Here is a 20,562-nt window from a genome sequence, read left to right as displayed (position 1 = left end):
GTCAGACGAGGCGGCTCTGCTCCAGGGCCGCCGCGACGAAGCTCTTGAAGAGCGGATGCGGCTCGAACGGCCGCGACTTCAGCTCCGGATGGAACTGGACGCCGATGAACCAGGGATGGTCGGCGAACTCGACGATCTCCGGCAGGAGCCCGTCCGGCGAGACGCCGGAGAAGACGAGGCCCTTCGCCTCCAGCCGCTGGCGGTACTCCATGTTCACCTCGTAGCGGTGGCGATGGCGCTCGGAGATCTGGGTGCGGCCGTAGATGTTCGCCACCTTGCTGCCGGGGGCGAGCTGGGCCTCGTAGGCGCCGAGGCGCATGGTGCCGCCGAGGTCGCCCTCGGCCGTGCGCCGCTCGAGCTCGTTGCCCTTCAGCCATTCGGTCAGGATGCCGACCACAGGCTCGCTCGTCGGGCCGAATTCGGTCGAGCTCGCGGCGCTGACGCCGGCGAGCGAGCGCGTCGCCTCGATCACCGCCATCTGCATGCCGAAGCAGATGCCGAAATAGGGCAGCTTGCGTTCCCGTGCGAAGGCGGCCGCCTTGATCTTGCCCTCGGCGCCGCGATAGCCGAAGCCGCCGGGCACGAGGATGCCGTGCACGTGCTCCAGGAACGGCGCCGGATCCTCGCGCTCGAAGATCTCGCTCTCGATCCAGTCGAGGTTGACCTTCACGCGATTGGCGATGCCGCCGTGCTGCAGCGCCTCGATGAGCGACTTGTAGGCGTCCTTGAGGCCGGTGTACTTGCCGACGATGGCGATGGTCACCTCGCCTTCCGGCGTGCGCACGCGCTCGGAGATCGCCTTCCAGCGCGAGATGTCGGGCGCCGGCGCCCCCTCGATGCCGAAGGCGGCGAGCACCTCGTCGTCGAGCCCTTCCTCGTGGTAGGCGATCGGCACGTCGTAGATGGAGGAGACGTCGCGCGCCTCGATCACGGCGCTCTCGCGCACGTTGCAGAAGAGCGAGAGCTTGCGCCGCTCCTCCTTCGGGATCGGCCTGTCGGTGCGGCAGAGCAGGATGTGCGGCTGGATGCCGATGGAGCGCAGCTCCGCCACCGAGTGCTGGGTCGGCTTCGTCTTCAGCTCCCCGGCCGAGGGGATGAAGGGCAGCAGCGTGAGGTGCACGAAAATGGCGTGATTGCGCGGCAGCTCCTGGCCGAGCTGGCGGATCGCCTCGAGGAACGGCTGGCTCTCGATGTCGCCCACCGTGCCGCCGATCTCGACGAGGACGAAGTCGTAGTCCTCGTTGCCGCGCATGACGAATTCCTTGATGGCGTTCGTCACGTGCGGAATGACCTGGATGGTGGCGCCGAGATAGTCGCCGCGCCGCTCCTTGGTCAGGATGTCCAGATAGATGCGGCCCGTCGTGATGTTGTCGTCACGGGTGCACGGGCGCCCGGTGAAGCGCTCGTAATGGCCGAGGTCGAGGTCCGTCTCCGCGCCGTCGTCGGTCACGAAGACCTCGCCGTGCTGGTAGGGGCTCATCGTCCCCGGATCGACGTTGAGGTAGGGGTCGAGCTTGCGCAGCCGGACCTTGTAGCCACGCGCCTGCAGGAGCGCACCGAGGGCCGCCGAAGCAAGGCCCTTGCCCAAGGACGACACCACGCCGCCGGTGATGAAAACGTATCGTGCCATGGGGACTCTCGTTTACTCCGAACTGCGCGATTCGGGAATGCGGCTCGTACAAGCGGCAACCGGAATCAACAAAGACCTCCCCGCCACGCGCCAACCTGCTGCGCGCGCCAGGCGTTCCCACAAAAAGAGAGGGCCGGAACCCCGGCCCTCGCTGCTGCCGATTACTGGGAGCTCGGCACCTGTGGCCCCGCCGGCGGGGCTGGCGGCTGCTGTGACGGTGCCTGGCCTGCGCCTTGCGCCGGGCCGCCCTGCAGGCGCTGCAGCTCCTCGAGGACGCCCGGGCCGGAAGCCGGCGCCGAGGGGCCGTTCTGGCCGGAACCGGGCGCGACGCGGTCGATGACGGAGCTCGGGGCGCCCTGATAGCCGGCGAGCACGGACAGGAGCAGGCTCGTCACGAAGAAGGCGGCGGCGAGAATCGCGGTCGTGCGCGTCAGCACGTTCGCCTGGCCGCGGCCGGTCATGAAGCCGGAGACGCCGCCCCCACCCATGCCGAGGCCTCCGCCTTCGGAGCGCTGGAGCAGCACGACGCCGACGAGCGCCAGCACGATGATGAGATGAACGACGATGAGGACGGTCAGCATGCTCTGTTCCAGGGCCGCGCGGCGACAAGCCGGGCGCGGCGGCAAACTCAATTGGCGCGGCCTTTAGCACAGCCCGCGCCGCGGATCAAAGGACGCATCGCCGCGTCCGCGGACGATCGGTCCGTCACTCCATATAGGCACGCGCGATCGCCAGGAAATCCTCCGCGACGAGGCTGGCGCCGCCGACGAGAGCACCGTCGACCTCGGCGACGCCGAGGAGCTCGCGCGCATTGCCCGGCTTGACCGAGCCGCCGTAGAGCAGGCGCATGTTGCGGCCGGCCGCGCCGAAGCGGTCGACGAGGCTCTGGCGGATGAAGCCGTGCATCTCGGCGACGTCGGCCACCGTCGGCGTCAGCCCGGTGCCGATGGCCCAGACCGGCTCGTAGGCCACGACCACCGGCTCGCGCGCCGCTTCCTCGGGCATCGACCCGGCAAGCTGGGCGCCGACGACCGCCAGCGCACGACCGGCGTCGCGCTCCTCGCGCGTCTCGCCCACGCAGACGATCGGCGTCAGCCCCGCCGTGATCGCGGCCCGGGCCTTGGCCTTGACCATCTCGTCGGTTTCACGGTGGTCCGTGCGCCGTTCCGAATGGCCGACGATGACGTAGCTCGCGCCGACGTCGGCCAGCATCGCCGCCGAGATGTCGCCGGTATGCGCGCCGTGGGTGGCGGCATGGCAGTCCTGCCCGCCGACCTTGACGGGCGTGCCGACGGCCGCGACGGCAAAGACATAGGTCAGCGTCGCCGGCGCGCAGACGAGGAGGTCGACCTTGCTGCGCAGGGCCGCGTCGCAGCCCTCGAGAATCGCGGCGAAGGTCTTGGTGGCGGCACGCGTGCCGTTCATCTTCCAGTTGCCCGCCACGAGCGGGCGCGGTCGTTCCGTCGTCATCCGGTCCTGCCTCCGTTTGGGGGTGGACTAACAGAGGACGGAAAGCTCGGCAACGCGCGACATTGCGGGAGGCGGTGTGTCTATCTATGATCCGCCGCCTTCGCGGGGGCCACCGCCCTCCTGAAACCTCAGGGACTGGAACCGGATCGACATGCTTCAGGGTTTTCGCAATCTCGGCAAGAGCTGGCTCGGCAAGCTCATCGTGGGCATCCTCTTCGGCCTTCTCATCCTGTCGTTTGCGATCTGGGGCATCGGCGACGTCTTCCGCGGCTATGGCGTCAACACCGTCGCCACGGTCGGCGACCGTGAAATCGGCGTCGAGCAGGTGCGCACCGCCTACCAGAACGAGCTGCAGCAGCTCTCGCGCCGCTTCGGCCGCTCGATCACCGCCGACCAGGCGCGCGCGCTCGGCCTCGAGCAGCAGCTCCTCGGCCGCCTGATCGCGGAAGCGGCGCTCGACGAGCGCGCATCCGAGCTCGGCCTCGCCGTCTCGCGCGACACGGCGGGCGAAGCCGTCGTCAAGGATCCGGCCTTCCGCAACGCCAGCGGCCAGTTCGACCGCTTCGCCTTCGACAGCATCCTGCGCGCCAACGGCCTGACCGAGCAGGGCTTCATCACCGAGCAGCAGGCCGTCCTCGCCCGCCGCCAGCTGGCCGATGCGCTCACCGGCGCCATCGTGCCGCCGCTCGCGATGCGCGAGGCCGTCTACCGCTACGGCGCCGAGCGGCGCAGCATCGCCTATGTCGAGCTGCCCGCCGCGCTCGCCGGCGACGTCGGCGCGCCTGACGATGCCGCGCTGCAGGCCTTCTTCGACGAACGCAAGGCCGCCTTCCGCGCGCCGGAATACCGCACGGTCTCCATCCTGTCGCTGCGACCAGAGGATCTCGCCAAGCCCGGCGAGGTGTCCGACGCGGACGCCACGGCGCGCTACGAGGAGGTGAAGGCCCGCCGCTTCACGACGCCCGAAACCCGCAAGCTGCAGCAGCTGTCCTTCCCCTCGCAGGAGGAGGCGAATGCCGCGCGCGAGAAGATCCTCGCCGGCGCGTCCCTCGCCGACATCGCCACCGAGCGCGGCGTGCGGCCGGAGGACATCGAGATCGGCACCTTCACCCGCGAGCAGATGATCGATCCGGCGGTGGCGGAAGCGGCCTTCGCCCTCTCCGCCGGAGACGTGAGCACGCCGGTCAGCGGCCGCTTCGGCATCGTGCTCGTGCGTGCTGCCGAGGTCACGCCCGCCGCGGTGCGGCCCTTCGCGGAGGTCGCCGACGAGCTCAAGCGGGAGATCGCCATCGAGCGCGCCCGCTCGCTCCTCGATGAGACCCACGACCGCATCGAGGACCAGCGCATCGCCGGCAAGCCGCTCACCGAGATCGCGCGGGAATTCTCGCTGAACGAGCGCACGATCGGCCCGCTCGACCAGGGCGGCAACGGCAAGGACGGACAGCCCGTCGCCGACATTCCCGAGCGCGAGGTGCTGCTGCGCTCGGCCTTCGAGACCGATATCGGTGCCGACAACGAGGCGCTGCGCCTCGCCGACGGCGGCTATCTCTGGTACGACGTGACCAATGTGGAGGGCACGCGCGACCGCACGCTCGACGAGGTGCGCGCCGACGTCGCCGCCCAGTGGCGGGTCGACGAGATCGCCCGGCGCCTGTCGGACAAGGCGCAGGAGATCGTCACCCGGCTCGACCAGGGCGAAACCATCGAGGCCATCGCCGCCGAGCTCTCGCTCGAGGCAAGGACCGCGGAAGGCCTCGCCCGCGGCCAGGCCCAGGACGGCCTGCCGGCCAATGTCGTGACCCAGGCCTTCTCCGTCCACGCCGGCAAGGCCGCCTCGGCCGGGATCGGCGACGGCGACCGCCGCGTCGTCTTCAAGGTGACGGCGGCGACGGTGCCGGAGTTCGTGACCTCGACCCAGGAGGCGGAGCGCCTGCAGGGCCAGCTCGCGACGGCGATGACGGACGACATCCTCGGCGAATATGTCGCCAGCCTGCAGAGCGAGCTCAACGTGCGCATCAACCAGCAGGCCCTGCGCACGGCGCTGGGCACCAGCGGCGAGTTCTGAGGCGCCATGCAGCCGACCCCTTCCTTCGAGGATTTCGCCGCCGGCTACGAGAAAGGCGCGGCAAGCGTCGTGAGCGCGACGCTGGTCGCGGATCTCGAGACGCCGGTCGCAGCCTTCCTCAAGCTCACGGACGGCGGGCAGGCGCCCGCCTTCCTGCTCGAATCGGTCGAAGGCGGCGCCGTGCGCGGCCGCTATTCGATGATCGGCCTCAGGCCCGACCTCATCTGGCGCTGCCGGGATGGGCGAGCCGAGATCAACCGGGACGCCCTCAACCGGCCGCAGGACTTCGTGCCGGAGGCAGCGGCCCCGCTCGACAGCCTGAGGGCCCTCATCGCCGAGAGCCGCATCCCGCTCGCGGGCGACCTGCCGCCGATGGCGGCCGGCATCTTCGGCTATCTCGGCTACGACATGGTGCGGCTGATGGAGCGCCTGCCGCACCAGCCGGCCGATGCCCTCTGCCTGCCGGATGCGGTCTTGGTGCGCCCCACCGTCATGGTGGTCTTCGACGCCGTCAGGGACGAGCTCTCGCTCGTCACGCCCGTGCGGCCGAAGGAGGGCGTCTCCGCCCGCGCGGCCTACGAGGCGGCGCTGGCGCGGCTCGATGCGACGCTCGAGGCGCTGGAGCGCCCCCTGCCCCACGATGCGCGCTTCGACCCCGCCGCCATCGCGGCGCCGGCGCCCGTCTCCAACACCACGCCGGACGAATTCAAGGCCATGGTGGCGCGGGCGAAGGAATATATCCGCGCCGGCGACATCTTCCAGGTGGTGCTGTCGCAGCGTTTCGAGGCGCCGTTCACGCTGCCGGCGCTGTCGCTCTACCGCTCGCTGCGCCGGCTCAACCCTTCGCCCTTCCTCTGCTATCTCGACTTTCTCGACTTCCAGATCGTCTGCTCGAGCCCGGAGATCCTCGTGCGGGTACGCGAGGGCAAGGTGACGATCCGGCCCATCGCCGGCACGCGCCGGCGCGGGGCGACGCCCGAGGAGGACAAGGCGCTCGCCGAGGAGCTGCTGGCGGACCCGAAGGAACGGGCCGAGCATCTCATGCTGCTCGACCTCGGCCGCAACGATGTCGGCCGCGTCAGCGAGATCGGCTCGGTGACGGTCACCGACAGCTTCTTCCTCGAATATTACAGCCAGGTGATGCACATCGTCTCCAATGTCGAGGGACGGCTCGATCCGCGCCACGACGCGCTCGACGCCCTCGTCGCCGGCTTTCCGGCCGGCACGGTCTCCGGCGCGCCCAAGGTGCGGGCCATGGAGATCATCGACGAACTGGAGAAGGAGAAGCGCGGCGCCTATGCCGGCTGCATCGGCTATTTCGGCGCCGACGGCGAGATGGATACCTGCATCGTGCTGCGCACCGCCGTGGTGAAGGACGGCCGCATGGCCGTGCAGGCCGGCGCCGGCATCGTCTATGATTCCGACCCGGAGTTCGAGCAGCAGGAATGCATCAGCAAGGCGAAGGCCCAGTTCCGCGCCGCCGAGGATGCGGTGCGCTTCGCCATGCGCGCGCGACGGGGGCAATGATGCGGCGGGAGCGATGGCGCCGGCTTCTGGAGGCTTGACCCACCACTGCCCCGACGGGCAAAGCTTTGTCTCTCAGAAAGCCACGCGCATGTTCCGCATCCTCCTCGTCGACAACTACGATTCCTTCACCTGGAATCTCGTGCATCTCATCGGGGCGCTCGGCCCCGAGATCGACGTGCGCCGCAACGACGCCATCACCGCCGACGAGGTGCTGGCGCTCGACCCCGACGCCATCGTCCTCTCCCCCGGCCCGTGCACGCCCAACGAGGCGGGCATCTGCCTCGAGCTCATCGAGAAGGCCGCACCGAGCGTGCCGATGTTCGGCGTCTGCCTCGGCCTGCAGGCCATGGGCCAGGCCTTCGGCGGCGAGGTGGTGCGCGCGCCCTTGCCGATGCACGGCAAGATCTCGCGCGTGCATCACAAGGGAGAGGGCCTCTTCCGCGGCATCAACGGCCCGTTCGAGGCCACGCGCTACCACTCGCTCATCGTGGCGCGCGAGACCTGCCCGGCCGACCTTGCCGTCACCGCCGAGAGCGAGGACGGCCTCGTGATGGCCATGGCGCACCGCCGGCTGCCGCTCCACGGCGTGCAGTTCCACCCCGAGAGCATCCTCTCGGAGCATGGCGCGACCATGATGCGCAATTTCCTCGATATCGCCGCGCGCTGGAACGAGACCGGGCGCCCCGCAAGAACGAGCTGACGGAACACCGATGGACGCCTTCAAACCCTTCATCGCCAAAGTCGCCACCGGTGTCTCGCTGAGTCGCGAGGAGGCCCGCCAGGCCTTCGACACCCTGCTCTCGGGCGAGGTGACGCCGGCCCAGAGCGGCGCCTTCCTGATGGCGCTGCGCGTGCGCGGCGAAACGGTGGACGAGATCGCCGGCGCGGTCGAGGCGCTGCGCGCACGCATGGTGCGCGTCAGCGCCCCGGCGGGCGCCATCGACATCGTCGGCACCGGCGGCGACAACTCGGGCAGCTACAACGTCTCGACGCTCGCCTCCATCATCGCCGCCGCCTGCGGCGTGCCGGTCGCCAAGCACGGCAACCGGGCCGCCTCGTCGAAATCCGGCGCCGCCGACGTGCTCGCCGCGCTCGACGTCAAGGTGGGGCTCGACCCGGCCGGTATCGAGCGCTGCCTTGCCGCGGCCGGCGTCGGCTTCATGTTCGCGCCCACCCACCACGCCTCCATGCGCCATGTGGCGCCGGTGCGCGTCGAACTCGGCACCCGCACCGTCTTCAACCTCATCGGGCCGCTCGCCAATCCGGCCGGCGTGCGCCACCAGCTGCTCGGCGTCTATTCCGAGAGCTGGCTCCAGCCGCTCGTCGAGGTGCTCGCCGCCCTCGGCGCGCAGCGCGTCTGGGCCGTGCACGGATCCGACGGGCTCGACGAGATGACGACGACCGGGCCGACCTCGGTGGTGGCGCTGGAGGACGGGCGCATCCGCCGCTTCACCGTCACGCCGGAGGATGTCGGGCTTGTCCGGGCGTCGATCGCCGACCTGCGCGGCGGCGAGGCCGAGCACAATGCGGCCGCGCTGCGCGCGGTGCTCGCCGGGGAGAAGACGCCCTACCGCGACATCGCCGTGCTCAATGCCGCCGCCGGCCTCGTGGTCGCCGGCAAGGCCGCCGATCTCAAGGAGGGCGTTGCCGCCGCCGAGGCCGCCCTCGACAGCGGCGCCGCACGCGCTACGCTCGAGCGGCTCGTTGCAGCGTCGAATGCCTGAGGGCCCCATGAGCGACATTCTGGCGAAGATCGAAGCCTACAAGCGCCGCGAGATCGCGGCGGCGAAGGCCCGCATCCCGCACGAGGAGATGGTGCGCCTCGCCCATGCCGCCCCGGCCCCGCGCCCGTTCCTTGCCGCCGTCGAGGCCCATCTGGCCGAGGACCGGCCGGCCCTCATCGCGGAGATCAAGAAGGCGAGCCCGTCGAAGGGTCTCATCCGCGCCGATTTCGACCCGCCGGCGCTGGCGAAGGCCTATGCGGACGGCGGCGCGAGCTGCCTGTCGGTGCTGACGGACGGCCCCTCCTTCCAGGGCCATCCGGATTATCTCGGCGCGGCGCGCGCGGCCTCCGGCCTGCCCGCCCTGCGCAAGGACTTCCTGTTCGAGCCCTATCAGGTCTACGAAGCGCGCACGTGGGGCGCCGACTGCATCCTCGTCATCATGGCCTCCGTCAGCGACGAAGAGGCGCGCGCCCTCGTTGCCGCGGCAGAGGAACTTACGATGGACGTCCTCGTCGAGGTGCACGATGCCGAGGAGCTCGACCGCGCGCTGGCCCTCGACGTGCGCATGATCGGCATCAACAACCGCGACCTGCGCACCTTCGAGACGTCGCTCGCCGTCAGTGAGGCGCTGGCGCCGCGCATCCCCTCGGGGCACATCGTCGTCGGCGAGAGCGGCATCTTCACCCATGCCGACATCACGCGGCTTGCGGGCGTCGGCATCCGCACCTTCCTCGTCGGCGAAAGCCTGATGCGCCAGACGGACGTGGCGGCCGCGACCCGCGCCCTCCTCTTCGGTGAGGCCGAGGCGGCATGACTCGGCTCACGCATGTCGACGCCTCGGGCAAGGCCAACATGGTCGACGTGGGCGACAAGGCCGTGACGCAGCGCGTCGCGCAGGCGGAGGGCCATGTCGTCATGCTGCCGGAGACGCTCGCCCTCATCCGCTCGGGCGAAGCCAAGAAGGGCGACGTGCTCGCCACGGCCCGCATCGCCGGCATCATGGCGGCGAAGCGGACGCACGAGCTCATCCCCCTCTGCCATCCGCTGAACCTGACCAAGGTGAAGGTCGACTGCACCATCGACGAGGCGCTTCCGGGCGTACGCGTGACGGGCGAGGCGCGCGTCACGGGTCAGACCGGCGTCGAGATGGAGGCGCTGACCGCCGTCTCCGTCGCCTGCCTCACCATCTACGACATGGTGAAGGCCGCCGACCGGGCCATGCGCATCGAGGGCATCCGCCTTCTCGCCAAGAGCGGCGGCAAGTCCGGCGATTTCCGCGCCGGCGACCGGCCGGATGCGGAGAAGACGGCATGAGGAGGCCAGCATGAGGAGGCCAGCTTGGCCCTGACGCCGGTCGCCGATGCGCTCGCCGGCATCCTCGCCGGCGCGAGCCCTGTCCGCGAGCAGGAGACGGTGACGCTGCACCGGGCCGCGGGCCGCACGCTCGCCGCGGACGTTGCCGCCCTGCGCACCCAGCCGCCCTTCGCCGCCTCGGCGATGGACGGCTATGCCGTGCGTGCCGCCGATGTCGCGGCCGTTCCCGCGCGCCTCTCGCTGATCGGCACCAGTGCCGCCGGCCATGCCTTTGAGGGCGCGGTCGGGTCCGGCCAATGCGTGCGCATCTTCACGGGCGCGCCCGTGCCGGCGGGCGCCGACGCCATCCTGATCCAGGAGAATGCCCGCGCCGAGGGGGATTGGGTCGAAGCGCTGTCCACGGTGGCGGCGGGGCGCTTCGTGCGCGAGGCCGGGCTCGATTTCCGCGAAGGCGAGGTCCTGCTGCAGGCCGGCCGGCGGCTCGGCCCCTCGGCGGTCGCGCTCGCCGCGGCCATGGGTCACGCCACGCTGCCGGTGGTGCGGCGGCCGCGCGTCGCCATTCTCGCAACGGGAGACGAACTCGTCCGCCCCGGCGAGCCGACCGGCCCCGACCAGATCGTCGCCTCCAACACCTATGCCGTCGCGGCCATCGCCGAAGGGGCCGGCGCCGAGGCCATCGACCTCGGCATCGCGGGGGACGATCTTGCCGTGCTGTCTGCCGCGATCGATGCGGCCAAGGAGGCTGGGGCCGACGTCCTCGTGACGCTCGGCGGCGCCTCGGTGGGCGATCACGATCTCGTGCAGCGCGCCCTTTCGGCGCAGGGGTGGCAGCTCGGCTTCTGGCGCATCGCCATGCGCCCGGGCAAGCCCCTGATGCACGGGCGCCTCGGCGCCATGGCCGTGCTCGGCCTGCCGGGCAATCCCGTCTCCAGCATCGTGTGCTCGCTCATCGTCCTCGCGCCGCTCGTGCGGGCGCTGAGCGGCGATCCGGATGCGGCCGAAATCGCGACCCTGCCGGCCCGGCTCGGCACCGATTTGCCGGCCAATGACGAGCGGCAGGACTATCTGCGCGCCCGCCTCGCGACGGCCGACGACGGCACCCTCGTCGCCAGCCCCTTCCCGCGCCAGGACAGCTCCATGCTGCGCCTGATGGCGGAGGCCGAGGCGCTCGTCGTGCGTGCGCCCCATGCCCCCGCCGCCCGGGCGGGCGAGCCCTGCCGCATCATCCGGCTCTGAGTTTCCCGCGTCGGTTGAACTTGCGGAACACACCGAGAACGTCTAATCTCGTTCATGATTTGTTTTCGACTCGCATCGACAATGCGATTCGACGAGGGGGAGCGAGATCGCCGGCCATGCTGACGCGCAAACAGCACGAACTCCTGCGTTTCATCCACGAACGCCTGCGTGAGACCGGCGTGCCGCCGTCCTTCGACGAGATGAAGGAAGCGCTCGACCTCAAGTCGAAATCCGGCATCCATCGCCTCATCGTGGCGCTGGAGGAGCGCGGCTTCATTCGCCGGCTTCCGAACCGCGCCCGGGCGCTCGAGGTGCTGCGCCTGCCCGACGGCGTCGCCGCTGCCCCGCGCGGCCGCTTCAACCCAAGCGTCGTCGAGGGCGGGCTCGGCAAGGTGCGCGCGCCGGCGCCCCAGGCGGTCGAACCCGCGGTCCAGACGGTGGCGATCCCCGTCATGGGCCGGATCGCGGCCGGCACGCCCATTTCCGCCATCCAGAGCCGCAGCCACACCGTTTCGCTGCCACCGGACATGCTGGGCAGCGGCGAGCACTTCGCGCTCGAGGTGCGCGGCGACTCGATGATCGAGGCCGGCATTCTCGACGGCGATACGGTCGTCATCCGCAAGCAGGATACGGCGAATACGGGCGATATCGTCGTCGCCTTGATCGATGACGAGGAAGCGACGCTGAAGCGCCTGAGGCGCCGCGGCTCCTCCATCGCGCTCGAGGCGGCCAACCCGGCCTACGAGACGCGCGTGCTCGGCCCCGACCGGGTGCGCATCCAGGGCAAGCTCGTCAATCTGCTGCGTCGCTACTGACGTCGGGCTCCTGATCCTCCCCGCCCGTCTCATCGGCTGTCGGTGATGGTGGCCGGCCCGTCGCGGCGCCGGTCGTCTGGCGCAACGGTCGTGAAGGAAGCGCCTGCATCCAGGCGCGGCGCTCGTCGGAGGGCAACTGGCCGATGAGCCGATCGCTGCCGCCATTCCCGAGGATGACGGCCATTGCGCCGTTCTCGCGCAGCTTCGTGCGGTCGATCACCACGGGCGCTGCACAGCCGGGCGGGACGGTGAGCGCCGTGACGAGGATGTCGGCCCGCCGGCAGTCCTCGACGAAGGCCGAGGGGCGGCGCACCAGGGCGACCATGCGGCCGTCGACCGCCTGCATGGTGCAGCCGTCGCGGTCGCAGAAGACACCGCTTTTGAGGCTTTCGTCGCCCGGCTGCCTCGCATCGCCGTCTGCGCGCAGCCATTGCGCGACGACGAAGGACGAGGCGCGGCCGAGCACGGCGAGGCGACCCTCCGTCCCCCGGACGGCCGCGCTCGCACCGTTGCGGTCGACGAAGATGTCGGGCCGCGCAGCTCCGGCGGCGATGGCGAGGGCGGCGGCTGCGGGCACGGCGGCGAGCCAGCGCAGCGGCGAGATGCAGATGGTCAGGACGAGCAGCGCCAGCGAGAAGAGGATGAGCGCGCTGCCCGGAAAGGCCGGTATCGCCACCACGGACAGGCGCCAGTCCTGCATGGCATGGGAGACGGCGAGCACGATGGCCGTGCCCTGCCCCATCAGCCACCAGATGGGCGCGTCGAGGCCGAAGGGATTGAGCAGCACCCCGAGCACCGCCGCCGGCATGACGATGAAGGAGACGAAGGGTAGCGCGATGCCGTTGCCGACGACGCTCAGCGGCATGGCGGTCTGGAAATGATAGGCGCCATAGGCCCCCGTCGCCAGGGAGGCGACGAGCGTCGTCACGACGAGGGCGACGGTCCACCGCCAGGCATGGCGCAGGACGCGCGCGACCGGGCCGAGCGACGCCTCGCCCCTGCCCGCGCGGGCCGCCTGCCATTCCGCCAGCGCCACGAGGCAGGCGACCGCCGAGAACGACATCTGGAAGCTCGGCCCGAGCACCGCCTCCGGCTCGAGGGCGAGGCACAGGATGGCGGCGAAGGCGAGATTGCGCATCGAGAGCGCCGGCCGGTCGGCGAGGATGGCGCCGAGCATGGTCAGCGTCATGATCAGCGCCCGCTGGGTGGCGACGTCGGCGCCCGAGAACAGGCAGTAGCCCACGGCCCCCGCCATGGCCGTCGCGGCGGCGATCTTCTTGATCGGCCACGTGAGGGCGATGGCCGGAAAGAGCGCGAGGAGCGCGCGCACGGCCCAGAACACCGTGCCGGCGGCCAGCGCCATGTGCAGGCCGGAGATCGACACGATGTGATAGAGGCCGGCGGCGCGCAGGGCCTCGTTGGTGTCCTCGGTGATGAGGCCGCGCTTGCCGGTGACGAGCGCGGCCGAGACCGCCCCCTCCTGCCCGCCCGCGGCACGGGCGATGCGCGCCGTCAGCGCATTGCGCGTCTCATCGAGCCATGTCGCAAGGCCCAGGCGCCAGTCCGGTGGCCGTGGCGGGGCACCGATCTCGACACGCCCCACAAGAGAGCCCACGGCGCCGATGCCGCGGAAGAAGGCGTCGCGCGTGAAATCGTAGCCGCCCGGCCAGGCCGCCCCGGGCGGCGGCATCAGGCGGGCGGTGGCCTTGATGAAGTCGCCGGCGCGCAGCCGGGCCGGCTCGCGCATCGACACCCGCACCCGCGCCGGGCGCTCGCCGTCGCCGAGATTGCCGAGCGTCTCGACGCGCACGACGGCGCGCGGCCCCTGCGGCCGCTCCTCCACGCTTTCGACGAAGCCGATGAGCGGCGCGATGGTCACGCGGGCGAGCACCGGTGCCTCCACCCGGGCCGTCCGGGCCGCACCGGCGAGGAAGCCGGCAAAGAGAAAGGCGGCGGCAACCGCCGCGACGAAGGCCGCATAGCGTCGCGAAACGGCTGCCACCCCGACGGTGACGGCAAGCGCCACGACAGGCGCCCAGACGCTCGGCTCGCGGTCGGCCGCGAAATAGAGCAGCACCCCGATGCCGAAGCTCACCGCCGCCCAGGGGAACAGGCGCCGGTGCGTGCCCTCCTCGTCGAGGCAGCGGGTAAGAAACGAGCCGACATCGGCAAGGGACAGGCCACCAGCCAGAACGGCGCCGCGTCCGCCGGTCGCGCGATCGAGCACGGCGGCAACGGCACGGGCCTGGCGGGATCGGTCCGACGGCATGCGGAGCGAGGAATTCCTTACGTCTGACGGCAGGTCATGCTACACGAGCGCCCGCCGCATTGAACCATCAAGTCGCCGGATTTTGCGAGCAGCACGCGGCATGCGGCAAGCTCGCATCGATTCGTCACCGCCACCTTCCGAGAGTTCCGAACACCCATGTCAGGCACGGTCGTCACCCGCTTCGCGCCTTCGCCCACGGGCTTCCTCCACATCGGCGGCGCCCGCACGGCCCTGTTCAACTGGCTCTTCGCCCGCCACCACGGCGGCAAGATGCTGCTGCGCATCGAGGATACCGACCGGGAACGCTCCACCGAGGCCGCGATCCAGGCGATCCTCGACGGCATGACCTGGCTCGGCCTCGACTGGGACGGCGAGGTCGTGCACCAGTTCGCGCGCGCCGCGCGTCATCGCGAAGTGGCGGAGGAGCTGCTGCGCCGGGGCAAGGCCTATTACTGCTACGCCACGCCCGAGGAGCTCGAGGAGATGCGCGCGCTCGCCCGCAAGGAGGGGCGGCCGATGCGCTACGACGGGCGCTGGCGCGACCGCGATCCCGCCGAGGCGCCCGCCGGCGTCAAGCCCGTCATCCGCCTCAAGGCACCGCAGACCGGCGAGACCGTGGTGGACGATCAGGTCCAGGGCCGCGTGACGTGGCAGAACAAGGACCTCGACGACCTCGTTCTGCTGCGCTCCGACGGCACGCCGACCTACATGCTTGCCGTCGTCGTCGACGACCACGACATGGGCGTCACCCACATCATCCGCGGCGACGACCATCTGACGAACGCGGCGCGGCAGACGCAGATCTATGAGGCGCTCGGCTGGGCGGTGCCGGTGATGGCGCATATCCCGCTCATCCACGGGCCGGACGGCGCCAAGCTGTCCAAGCGGCACGGGGCGCTCGGCATCGACGCCTACCGGTCCATGGGCTACCTGCCGGCGGCCCTGCGCAACTATCTCGTGCGCCTCGGCTGGAGCCACGGCGACCAGGAGGTCTTCTCCACCGAGGAGATGACCGCGGCCTTCAACCTCACCAGCATCGGCCGCTCGCCCGCCCGCTTCGATTTCGCCAAGCTGGAGAACCTCAACGGCCATTACATGCGGCTCGCGCCGGACGAAGAGCTTCTCCAGGCCATCGAGGCGCTGCTGCCGGAGATCGGCCCGGCCCGCGGCCTCGGCGCGTCGCTGGAGCCGTCCCTGCGGGAGAAGCTGCTCGCCGCCATGCCCGGCCTCAAGGAGCGCGCCAAGACGCTGATCGAGCTCCTCGACAGCGCCTCCTATCTTTATGCGTCGCGCCCCCTCGCGCTCGACGACAAGGCGCGCGGCATTCTCGATGATGCCGCCCGGGGGCGGCTCGGGCAGGTGCTGCGTCGCCTCGAGGGCCTCGACGCGTGGACGCCGGGGGAAACGGAGGCCGCCGTGCGCGCGGCCGCCGAGGAGGCGGGCGTCAAGCTCGGCCTGATGGCGCAGCCACTCAGGGCGGCGCTGACGGGGCGCTCCACCTCGCCCGGCCTGTTCGACGTCATGGAGGTGCTCGGCCGCGAGGAGAGCCTGGCGCGGCTGCGCGACCAGGCCCGCTGACGGGCCTCGACCAGACACTTTGATGCGGCGCAGCAACGACTTGCCCCAAGGGTTGCGGCGCCGGCATTGTCGCCCGACAAGTCCCGCTTCCGGCGCTGCTTGAACGCATGCCGCGAATGCGATACGCAGGCCTCGATCTTATCTCGATCGGATCGAAAACCGCGGGACGGCGGAGCGGAAAGGCAATCACAGCCAAGGGGTCAGCCCCCTGCCGATGAGCCGTTGTCCTGTGCGCTTTACCCGAAGAAAGGGGATGCATCCATGAGCGCAGGAACGGGCACGTTCTCCATCGACGGCAAGAATATCGACCTTGCCGTGCGAGAGGGAACGATTGGGCCGAGCGTCGTCGACATCGCGCCGCTCTACAAAAATGCCGGGATGTTCACTTACGATCCGGGTTTCACCTCGACCGCGAGCTGCGAGTCCAAGATCACCTATATCGACGGTGACGAGGGCGTGCTTCTCTACCGCGGCTACCCGATCGAGCAGCTCGCCGAGCACGGCGACTTCCTGGAAACCTGCTACCTCCTCCTCTACGGGGAGCTGCCCACGGCGAGCCAGAAGGCCGATTTCGACTACCGCGTGACGCGCCATACGATGGTGCACGAGCAGATGACGCGGTTCTTCCAGGGCTTCCGCCGCGACGCCCACCCGATGGCGATCCTCGTAGCCTCCGTCGGCGCCCTCTCGGCCTTCTATCACGACTCCACCGACATCTCCGATCCGCAGCAGCGCATGATCGCCTCCATGCGCATGATCGCGAAGGTGCCGACGCTTGCGGCCATGGCCTATAAATATTCCATCGGCCAGCCGTTCATGTATCCGAAGAACAACCTCGACTACACGTCGAACTTCCTGCACATGTGCTTCGGCGTGCCGTGCGAGGAATACGTGCCGAACCCGGTGCTCGCCCGGGCGATGGACCGCATCTTCATCCTGCATGCCGACCACGAGCAGAATGCCTCCACCTCGACGGTGAGGCTCGCCGGTTCCTCGGGCGCCAATCCCTTCGCCTGCATCGCGGCGGGCGTTGCCTGCCTGTGGGGCCCGGCTCACGGGGGCGCCAACGAGGCGGCGCTCAAGATGCTGGAAGAGATCGGCACGCCCGACCGGATCCCCGAGTTCATCGCCCGCGCGAAGGACAAGAACGATCCGTTCCGCCTCATGGGCTTCGGTCACCGGGTCTACAAGAACTACGACCCGCGGGCCAAGATCATGCAGCGCACGACGCACGAGGTGCTGAACGAGCTCGGCATCAAGGACGACCCGCTGCTCGATGTCGCCATGGAGCTCGAGCGCATCGCCCTGCACGACGAATATTTCATCGAGAAGAAGCTCTATCCGAACATCGACTTCTACTCGGGCATCACGCTGAAGGCGATGGGCTTCCCCACCTCCATGTTCACCGTGCTGTTCGCTCTGGCCCGCACCGTCGGCTGGATCGCGCAGTGGAAGGAGATGATCGAGGATCCGTCCCAGAAGATCGGCCGTCCGCGCCAGCTCTACACCGGCGCGCCGCAGCGCGACTACACCCCGATCGCCCAGCGCTCCTGAGCGGTTCGGACAAACGAAAGGGCCCCTCACGGGGCCCTTTTTTCATGCCTTCGTTCTCCTTGCCTGCGTTTCTCGCTGCTCAGCGCCCGGCGACGGCGAGCACGATGCGCGCGGCCCTCTCGCTCGGCTCCTCGTCACCGATGCGCATCGCCGCATCGAGGCGGGCGAGCGCGGCGAGCTGGGCCTGCCTTTCCGGCCCTTCCTCGATCAGCGGCGCGAGCGTGCCGGCAAGCTTCTCGGGCGTGCAGTCCCATTGCAGACGCTCGGGGATGGCGCTCTCGCCGAGGATGAGATTGGCGAGGGTGATGGTCGACACGGTGAGGAAGTGGCGCACCTGGGATTCGAGCCAGCCCACCTTGTAGGCGACCACCATCGGCACGCCGGACAAAGCAAGCTCCAAGGTGACCGTGCCGGAGGCGGCGAGGGCCGCGTGGGCCTGCCGGAAGGCCGCCAGCTTGGCCGCGGCGCCGTGGACGATCTGCGGCTTTACGGGCCAGGCGGCGACGGCGGCCTCGATCTCATCGGCGAGGTGCGGGACGACCGGCATCAGCCAATGCAGCGGCCGCCGGCTCGCCGTCTCGACCAGCGGCAAGGTCTCGCGAAAGACCGGCATGAGCCGGGACACCTCGGAGCGGCGGCTGCCCGGCAGCACCAGAACCGTCGCGGGCGCCCCTTCGGCAAGGGCCGGCCGCTCCCCGCTTGCCGGGCGCAGCTCGGCCAGCCGCTCGATGAGCGGATGGCCGACATAGCTGCATTGGGGGCCGCCGAGACGCGCGTGGGCCGCCGGCTCGAAGGGCAGCAGCGCCAATACGTGGTCGACATAGGCGCGCATCTTGCGGGCGCGGCCGGGGCGCCAGGCCCAGACGCTCGGGCTGACATAGTCGACCACCGGCAGGTCGGGCAGGCGCTTGCGCACCCTCTTCGCCACCGCATGGGTGAAATCGGGGCTGTCGATGATGACGAGGATATCCGGCCGGGCCGCCACGGCGGCATCGACCGTGCGATGCACGCGGTCGATGATCGTTCTGAGGCGGCCGATGACGGCGGTGAAACCCATGACGGCGATGTCGTCGAGCGGGAAGAGGCTCGTCAGCCCCTCGCCCGCCATGGCGTGGCCGCCGACGCCGGAAAAGCGGATGTCCGGATGCCGGGCCCGCAGCGAGCGCATGAGCTTGAAGCCGAGCTGATCGCCCGATTCCTCCCCGGCGACGATGAAGACGTGCAATCCGGCCTGCTGCTGCATCAGGTCTCGATCCTGTCGTGCCGTCGCTCGATGCCGAGGAGGAAGAGGCCGCGCCGGTCCGCCTCGGCGATCGTGCCGGGCCCGTCGACGATCAGCGTCGCACCGGCGCCGATGGCGATGCCGGCAAGGCCGGCCCGCGCCGCACAGGCGACGGTGCGCGGCCCGATGGTCGGCAGGTCGACGCGCAGGTCCTGGCCGACCTTCGCCATCTTGACCAGCACGCCGCCATGGATGGCGCGCAGGCGCGGGCTGCGCCGCAGGCGGCGCGCACGGGCGAGCATCGCATCGGTGCCCTCCGGCCCCTCGATGGCGACGACACGCTGCGCGGCGACGACCACCGCCTGCCCGACGTCGAACGGCGACAACGCCTCGAGCACCCCCTGCCCCGTCGCCGCGGCCGCAAGGCCCGGCTCATCGGGCGCCACGGCGCCGAGAACGCCCGCCCCGGCGAGCAGCTCCGGCGCCAGCCGATCGATGCCGCCCACCGTGAGGCCGCGCTCCTCCAGGAGACGGATGACGCCGGCGAGCAGGCCGTCGTCGCCCGCCCCCAAGATTGCGGCGATCTCGTCCCGGTTCCTGAATGCAGCGAGAGCCCCGGCAAAGGCCGTGGGCTTGGGCCGATGCACGGTGCCGACGAGCACCACCTCGGCCGGCGCCCAGGCTTCGAGCTGGGCGAAGATGCGTTTGTAATCGAGGATATCGACGACGACGTCGGCCTGACGGGCCAGCGCCCGCTCGGCGAAGCCGCGCAGGGCGAGGACCCGGACGCTCCGATCGCGCCGGAGCAAGGCTGCGCGGAGCAGGCCCGGCAGGGCCCCGCCGCCGGCGAGCAGGGCGACCGGCGCGCCAGCAGCCATGGTCAGCTCTCTTCGGAAGCCCGCGGGGTGCAGATGGAGCGCTTGCCGCCCTCGCGGATGAAGTCGAGGATCTCGTGCACGACGGCGTGGTTCTGGAACTCCGCCGCCACGTCCTCCACGCGCTCGCGCAGGCTGCCTTCATCCGCAAAGAGCAGGCGGTAGGCGCGCCGGACGGTGTGGATGTCCTCGCGCGAGAAGCCGCGGCGCTGCATGCCGACGATGTTAAGGCCCGACAGATGGGCCCGGTTGCCCATGGCCATGCCATAGGGGATGAGGTCGTTCTCCAGCCCCGACATGCCGCCGACGAAGGCGTGCGCGCCAACGCGCGCGAACTGGATGACCGCCGCCCCGCCGCCGATGATGACGTAGTTGCCCACGGTCACGTGGCCCGCCAGCATGACGTTGTTCGACAGGATCACATTGCTGCCGACCTCGCAGTCGTGCCCGACGTGCGAGTTGGCGAGGAAGGCGCAGCGGTCGCCGATGACCGTCTTCATGCCCCCGCCCTCGGTGCCGGGATTGAGCGTGACGCCCTCCCGGATGATGCAGTCGCTGCCGACCTCGAGCGTCGAGGGCTCGCCGTGATACTTCAGGTCCTGCGGCTGATGGCCGATGGAGGCGAAGGGGAATATCCGCGTGCGGGCCCCGATGCGGGTACGGCCGGCGACCACCGCGTGGCTGACGAGTTCGCAGCCGTCCCCCAGCGACACCTCGGGGCCGACGTGGCAATAGGGACCGATACGCACACCCTCGCCGAGGCGCGCACCGTCCTCGACAATCGCCGTCGGATGAATCTGCGACATCAACCTACTCTACGACCAGCATGGCGCTGACTTCAGCCTCGCAGACGAGCACGCCATTGACCTTCGCCTCACCGCGATACCACCACATGTTGCGGCGGTTGGCGAGTTTGGTCATGTGGTACTCCACCGTGTCGCCCGGGCCGACCGGCTTGCGGAACTTGGCCTTGTCGATGGTCATGAAATAGACCTCCTTGGGCCGCGCCTTCTGCGCGAGCTTGGAGGCGACGCACATGGCGCCGGCGGTCTGGGCCATGCCCTCGATCATGAACACGCCGGGAAACATGGGGCGGCTGGGGAAATGCCCCATGAACTGCGGCTCGTTGTAGGTGACGTTCTTGATGCCGATGCAGCTCTCGTCGCCCTTCATCTCGATGATGCGGTCGATGAGCAAGAAGGGGTAACGGTGCGGCAGATAGCTCAGGATCTGCACGATGTCGGCAGCCTCGAGGCCCGTGGTCGCATCGTTCATGTATGGTT

General features: G+C 70.1%; 18 protein-coding genes. 10 read left to right on the top strand and 8 right to left on the bottom strand.

From position 1 onward, the window contains the following. Position 1 precedes the first annotated feature (1 nt). The 3 genes from pyrG to tpiA form a co-directional block, all read right to left on the bottom strand. On the bottom strand, positions 2–1,630 hold the full coding sequence (gene pyrG, locus GGR16_RS05845) for a CTP synthase (protein ID WP_019403640.1): 1,629 nt from the start codon (positions 1,628–1,630) through the stop codon (positions 2–4). A 161-nt stretch (positions 1,631–1,791) separates the two neighbouring features. Then, complete coding sequence (gene secG, locus GGR16_RS05840) at positions 1,792–2,211, bottom strand: preprotein translocase subunit SecG (RefSeq protein WP_019403641.1); 420 nt, start codon at positions 2,209–2,211, stop codon at positions 1,792–1,794. 124 nt (positions 2,212–2,335) lie between these two features. Further along, the gene (gene tpiA / locus GGR16_RS05835; protein ID WP_019403642.1) at positions 2,336–3,100 is read right to left on the bottom strand and encodes a triose-phosphate isomerase; all 765 of its coding nucleotides are present in this window, start codon (positions 3,098–3,100) and stop codon (positions 2,336–2,338) included. 151 nt (positions 3,101–3,251) lie between these two features. Between tpiA and GGR16_RS05830 the strand changes: the two genes are divergently transcribed. The 8 genes from GGR16_RS05830 (at position 3,252) to lexA (ending at position 11,781) form a co-directional block, all read left to right on the top strand. Then, positions 3,252–5,165: a peptidylprolyl isomerase gene (locus tag GGR16_RS05830; protein ID WP_183315962.1), complete on the top strand. Its 1,914-nt coding sequence runs from the start codon at positions 3,252–3,254 to the stop codon at positions 5,163–5,165. A 6-nt stretch (positions 5,166–5,171) separates the two neighbouring features. Further along, complete coding sequence (trpE, locus tag GGR16_RS05825; protein WP_183315961.1) at positions 5,172–6,692, top strand: anthranilate synthase component I; 1,521 nt, start codon at positions 5,172–5,174, stop codon at positions 6,690–6,692. A gap of 88 nt (positions 6,693–6,780) precedes the next feature. Then, entirely contained in the window at positions 6,781–7,392 is a 612-nt protein-coding gene (locus GGR16_RS05820) for an anthranilate synthase component II (RefSeq protein WP_019403645.1), read from the top strand. 10 nt (positions 7,393–7,402) lie between these two features. Continuing rightward, on the top strand, positions 7,403–8,416 hold the full coding sequence (trpD, locus tag GGR16_RS05815) for an anthranilate phosphoribosyltransferase (RefSeq protein ID WP_183315960.1): 1,014 nt from the start codon (positions 7,403–7,405) through the stop codon (positions 8,414–8,416). A gap of 7 nt (positions 8,417–8,423) precedes the next feature. Further along, positions 8,424–9,230: an indole-3-glycerol phosphate synthase TrpC gene (gene trpC, locus GGR16_RS05810; protein WP_183315959.1), complete on the top strand. Its 807-nt coding sequence runs from the start codon at positions 8,424–8,426 to the stop codon at positions 9,228–9,230. Beyond that, positions 9,227–9,730 (top strand): cyclic pyranopterin monophosphate synthase MoaC, encoded by a 504-nt coding sequence (gene moaC / locus GGR16_RS05805; RefSeq protein WP_183315958.1) that lies wholly within the window; start codon positions 9,227–9,229, stop codon positions 9,728–9,730. Before trpC ends, moaC begins: the two co-directional genes overlap by 4 nt. 24 nt (positions 9,731–9,754) lie before the next feature. Continuing rightward, positions 9,755–10,966 (top strand): molybdopterin molybdotransferase MoeA, encoded by a 1,212-nt coding sequence (locus GGR16_RS05800; RefSeq protein WP_183315957.1) that lies wholly within the window; start codon positions 9,755–9,757, stop codon positions 10,964–10,966. Between the two features lie 116 nt (positions 10,967–11,082). Beyond that, a complete protein-coding gene (lexA, locus tag GGR16_RS05795) occupies positions 11,083–11,781 on the top strand; it encodes a transcriptional repressor LexA (RefSeq protein ID WP_019403650.1) in 699 nt (232 codons plus the stop codon). Here the strand turns inward: lexA and GGR16_RS05790 are convergent. After that, positions 11,759–14,050: a ComEC/Rec2 family competence protein gene (locus GGR16_RS05790; RefSeq protein ID WP_183315956.1), complete on the bottom strand. Its 2,292-nt coding sequence runs from the start codon at positions 14,048–14,050 to the stop codon at positions 11,759–11,761. The genes lexA and GGR16_RS05790 overlap by 23 nt on opposite strands. Before the next feature lie 156 nt (positions 14,051–14,206). Between GGR16_RS05790 and gltX the strand changes: the two genes are divergently transcribed. Next, on the top strand, positions 14,207–15,628 hold the full coding sequence (gene gltX / locus GGR16_RS05785) for a glutamate--tRNA ligase (RefSeq protein WP_183315955.1): 1,422 nt from the start codon (positions 14,207–14,209) through the stop codon (positions 15,626–15,628). A 261-nt stretch (positions 15,629–15,889) separates the two neighbouring features. Further along, entirely contained in the window at positions 15,890–17,182 is a 1,293-nt protein-coding gene (gene gltA / locus GGR16_RS05780) for a citrate synthase (RefSeq protein ID WP_019403653.1), read from the top strand. 79 nt (positions 17,183–17,261) lie between these two features. Here gltA and lpxB read toward each other — a convergent pair whose 3' ends face one another. The 4 genes from lpxB to fabZ are packed head-to-tail and all read right to left on the bottom strand — an operon-like array spanning position 17,262 to position 20,554. Next, a complete protein-coding gene (gene lpxB, locus GGR16_RS05775) occupies positions 17,262–18,425 on the bottom strand; it encodes a lipid-A-disaccharide synthase (protein WP_183315954.1) in 1,164 nt (387 codons plus the stop codon). Further along, positions 18,425–19,282, bottom strand: coding sequence for an LpxI family protein (locus GGR16_RS05770; RefSeq protein WP_183315953.1), 858 nt, complete (start codon positions 19,280–19,282; stop codon positions 18,425–18,427). The genes lpxB and GGR16_RS05770 overlap by 1 nt, the downstream gene beginning before the upstream one ends. A 2-nt stretch (positions 19,283–19,284) precedes the next feature. Then, positions 19,285–20,085: an acyl-ACP--UDP-N-acetylglucosamine O-acyltransferase gene (lpxA, locus tag GGR16_RS05765; RefSeq protein ID WP_019403656.1), complete on the bottom strand. Its 801-nt coding sequence runs from the start codon at positions 20,083–20,085 to the stop codon at positions 19,285–19,287. A gap of 4 nt (positions 20,086–20,089) precedes the next feature. Next, a complete protein-coding gene (gene fabZ, locus GGR16_RS05760) occupies positions 20,090–20,554 on the bottom strand; it encodes a 3-hydroxyacyl-ACP dehydratase FabZ (protein WP_183315952.1) in 465 nt (154 codons plus the stop codon). Positions 20,555–20,562 lie beyond the last annotated feature (8 nt).

It is taken from the genome of Chelatococcus caeni (genome assembly GCF_014196925.1).
GTDB classification, from domain to species: Bacteria; Pseudomonadota; Alphaproteobacteria; order Rhizobiales; family Beijerinckiaceae; genus Chelatococcus_A; species Chelatococcus_A caeni.
This window is presented reverse-complemented; position numbering and strand designations above follow the sequence as displayed.

Bases quoted from the DNA above. Each gene is read 5' to 3' on its own strand.
- pyrG (WP_019403640.1), bottom strand. From the start codon at position 1,630: ATGGCACGATACGTTTTCATCACCGGCGGCGTGGTGTCGTCCTTGGGC.
- secG (WP_019403641.1), bottom strand. From the start codon at position 2,211: ATGCTGACCGTCCTCATCGTCGTTCATCTCATCATCGTGCTGGCGCTC.
- tpiA (WP_019403642.1), bottom strand. From the start codon at position 3,100: ATGACGACGGAACGACCGCGCCCGCTCGTGGCGGGCAACTGGAAGATG.
- GGR16_RS05830 (WP_183315962.1), top strand. From the start codon at position 3,252: ATGCTTCAGGGTTTTCGCAATCTCGGCAAGAGCTGGCTCGGCAAGCTC.
- trpE (WP_183315961.1), top strand. From the start codon at position 5,172: ATGCAGCCGACCCCTTCCTTCGAGGATTTCGCCGCCGGCTACGAGAAA.
- GGR16_RS05820 (WP_019403645.1), top strand. From the start codon at position 6,781: ATGTTCCGCATCCTCCTCGTCGACAACTACGATTCCTTCACCTGGAAT.
- trpD (WP_183315960.1), top strand. From the start codon at position 7,403: ATGGACGCCTTCAAACCCTTCATCGCCAAAGTCGCCACCGGTGTCTCG.
- trpC (WP_183315959.1), top strand. From the start codon at position 8,424: ATGAGCGACATTCTGGCGAAGATCGAAGCCTACAAGCGCCGCGAGATC.
- moaC (WP_183315958.1), top strand. From the start codon at position 9,227: ATGACTCGGCTCACGCATGTCGACGCCTCGGGCAAGGCCAACATGGTC.
- lexA (WP_019403650.1), top strand. From the start codon at position 11,083: ATGCTGACGCGCAAACAGCACGAACTCCTGCGTTTCATCCACGAACGC.
- GGR16_RS05790 (WP_183315956.1), bottom strand. From the start codon at position 14,050: ATGCCGTCGGACCGATCCCGCCAGGCCCGTGCCGTTGCCGCCGTGCTC.
- gltX (WP_183315955.1), top strand. From the start codon at position 14,207: ATGTCAGGCACGGTCGTCACCCGCTTCGCGCCTTCGCCCACGGGCTTC.
- gltA (WP_019403653.1), top strand. From the start codon at position 15,890: ATGAGCGCAGGAACGGGCACGTTCTCCATCGACGGCAAGAATATCGAC.
- lpxB (WP_183315954.1), bottom strand. From the start codon at position 18,425: ATGCAGCAGCAGGCCGGATTGCACGTCTTCATCGTCGCCGGGGAGGAA.
- GGR16_RS05770 (WP_183315953.1), bottom strand. From the start codon at position 19,282: ATGGCTGCTGGCGCGCCGGTCGCCCTGCTCGCCGGCGGCGGGGCCCTG.
- lpxA (WP_019403656.1), bottom strand. From the start codon at position 20,085: ATGTCGCAGATTCATCCGACGGCGATTGTCGAGGACGGTGCGCGCCTC.
- fabZ (WP_183315952.1), bottom strand. From the start codon at position 20,554: ATGAACGATGCGACCACGGGCCTCGAGGCTGCCGACATCGTGCAGATC.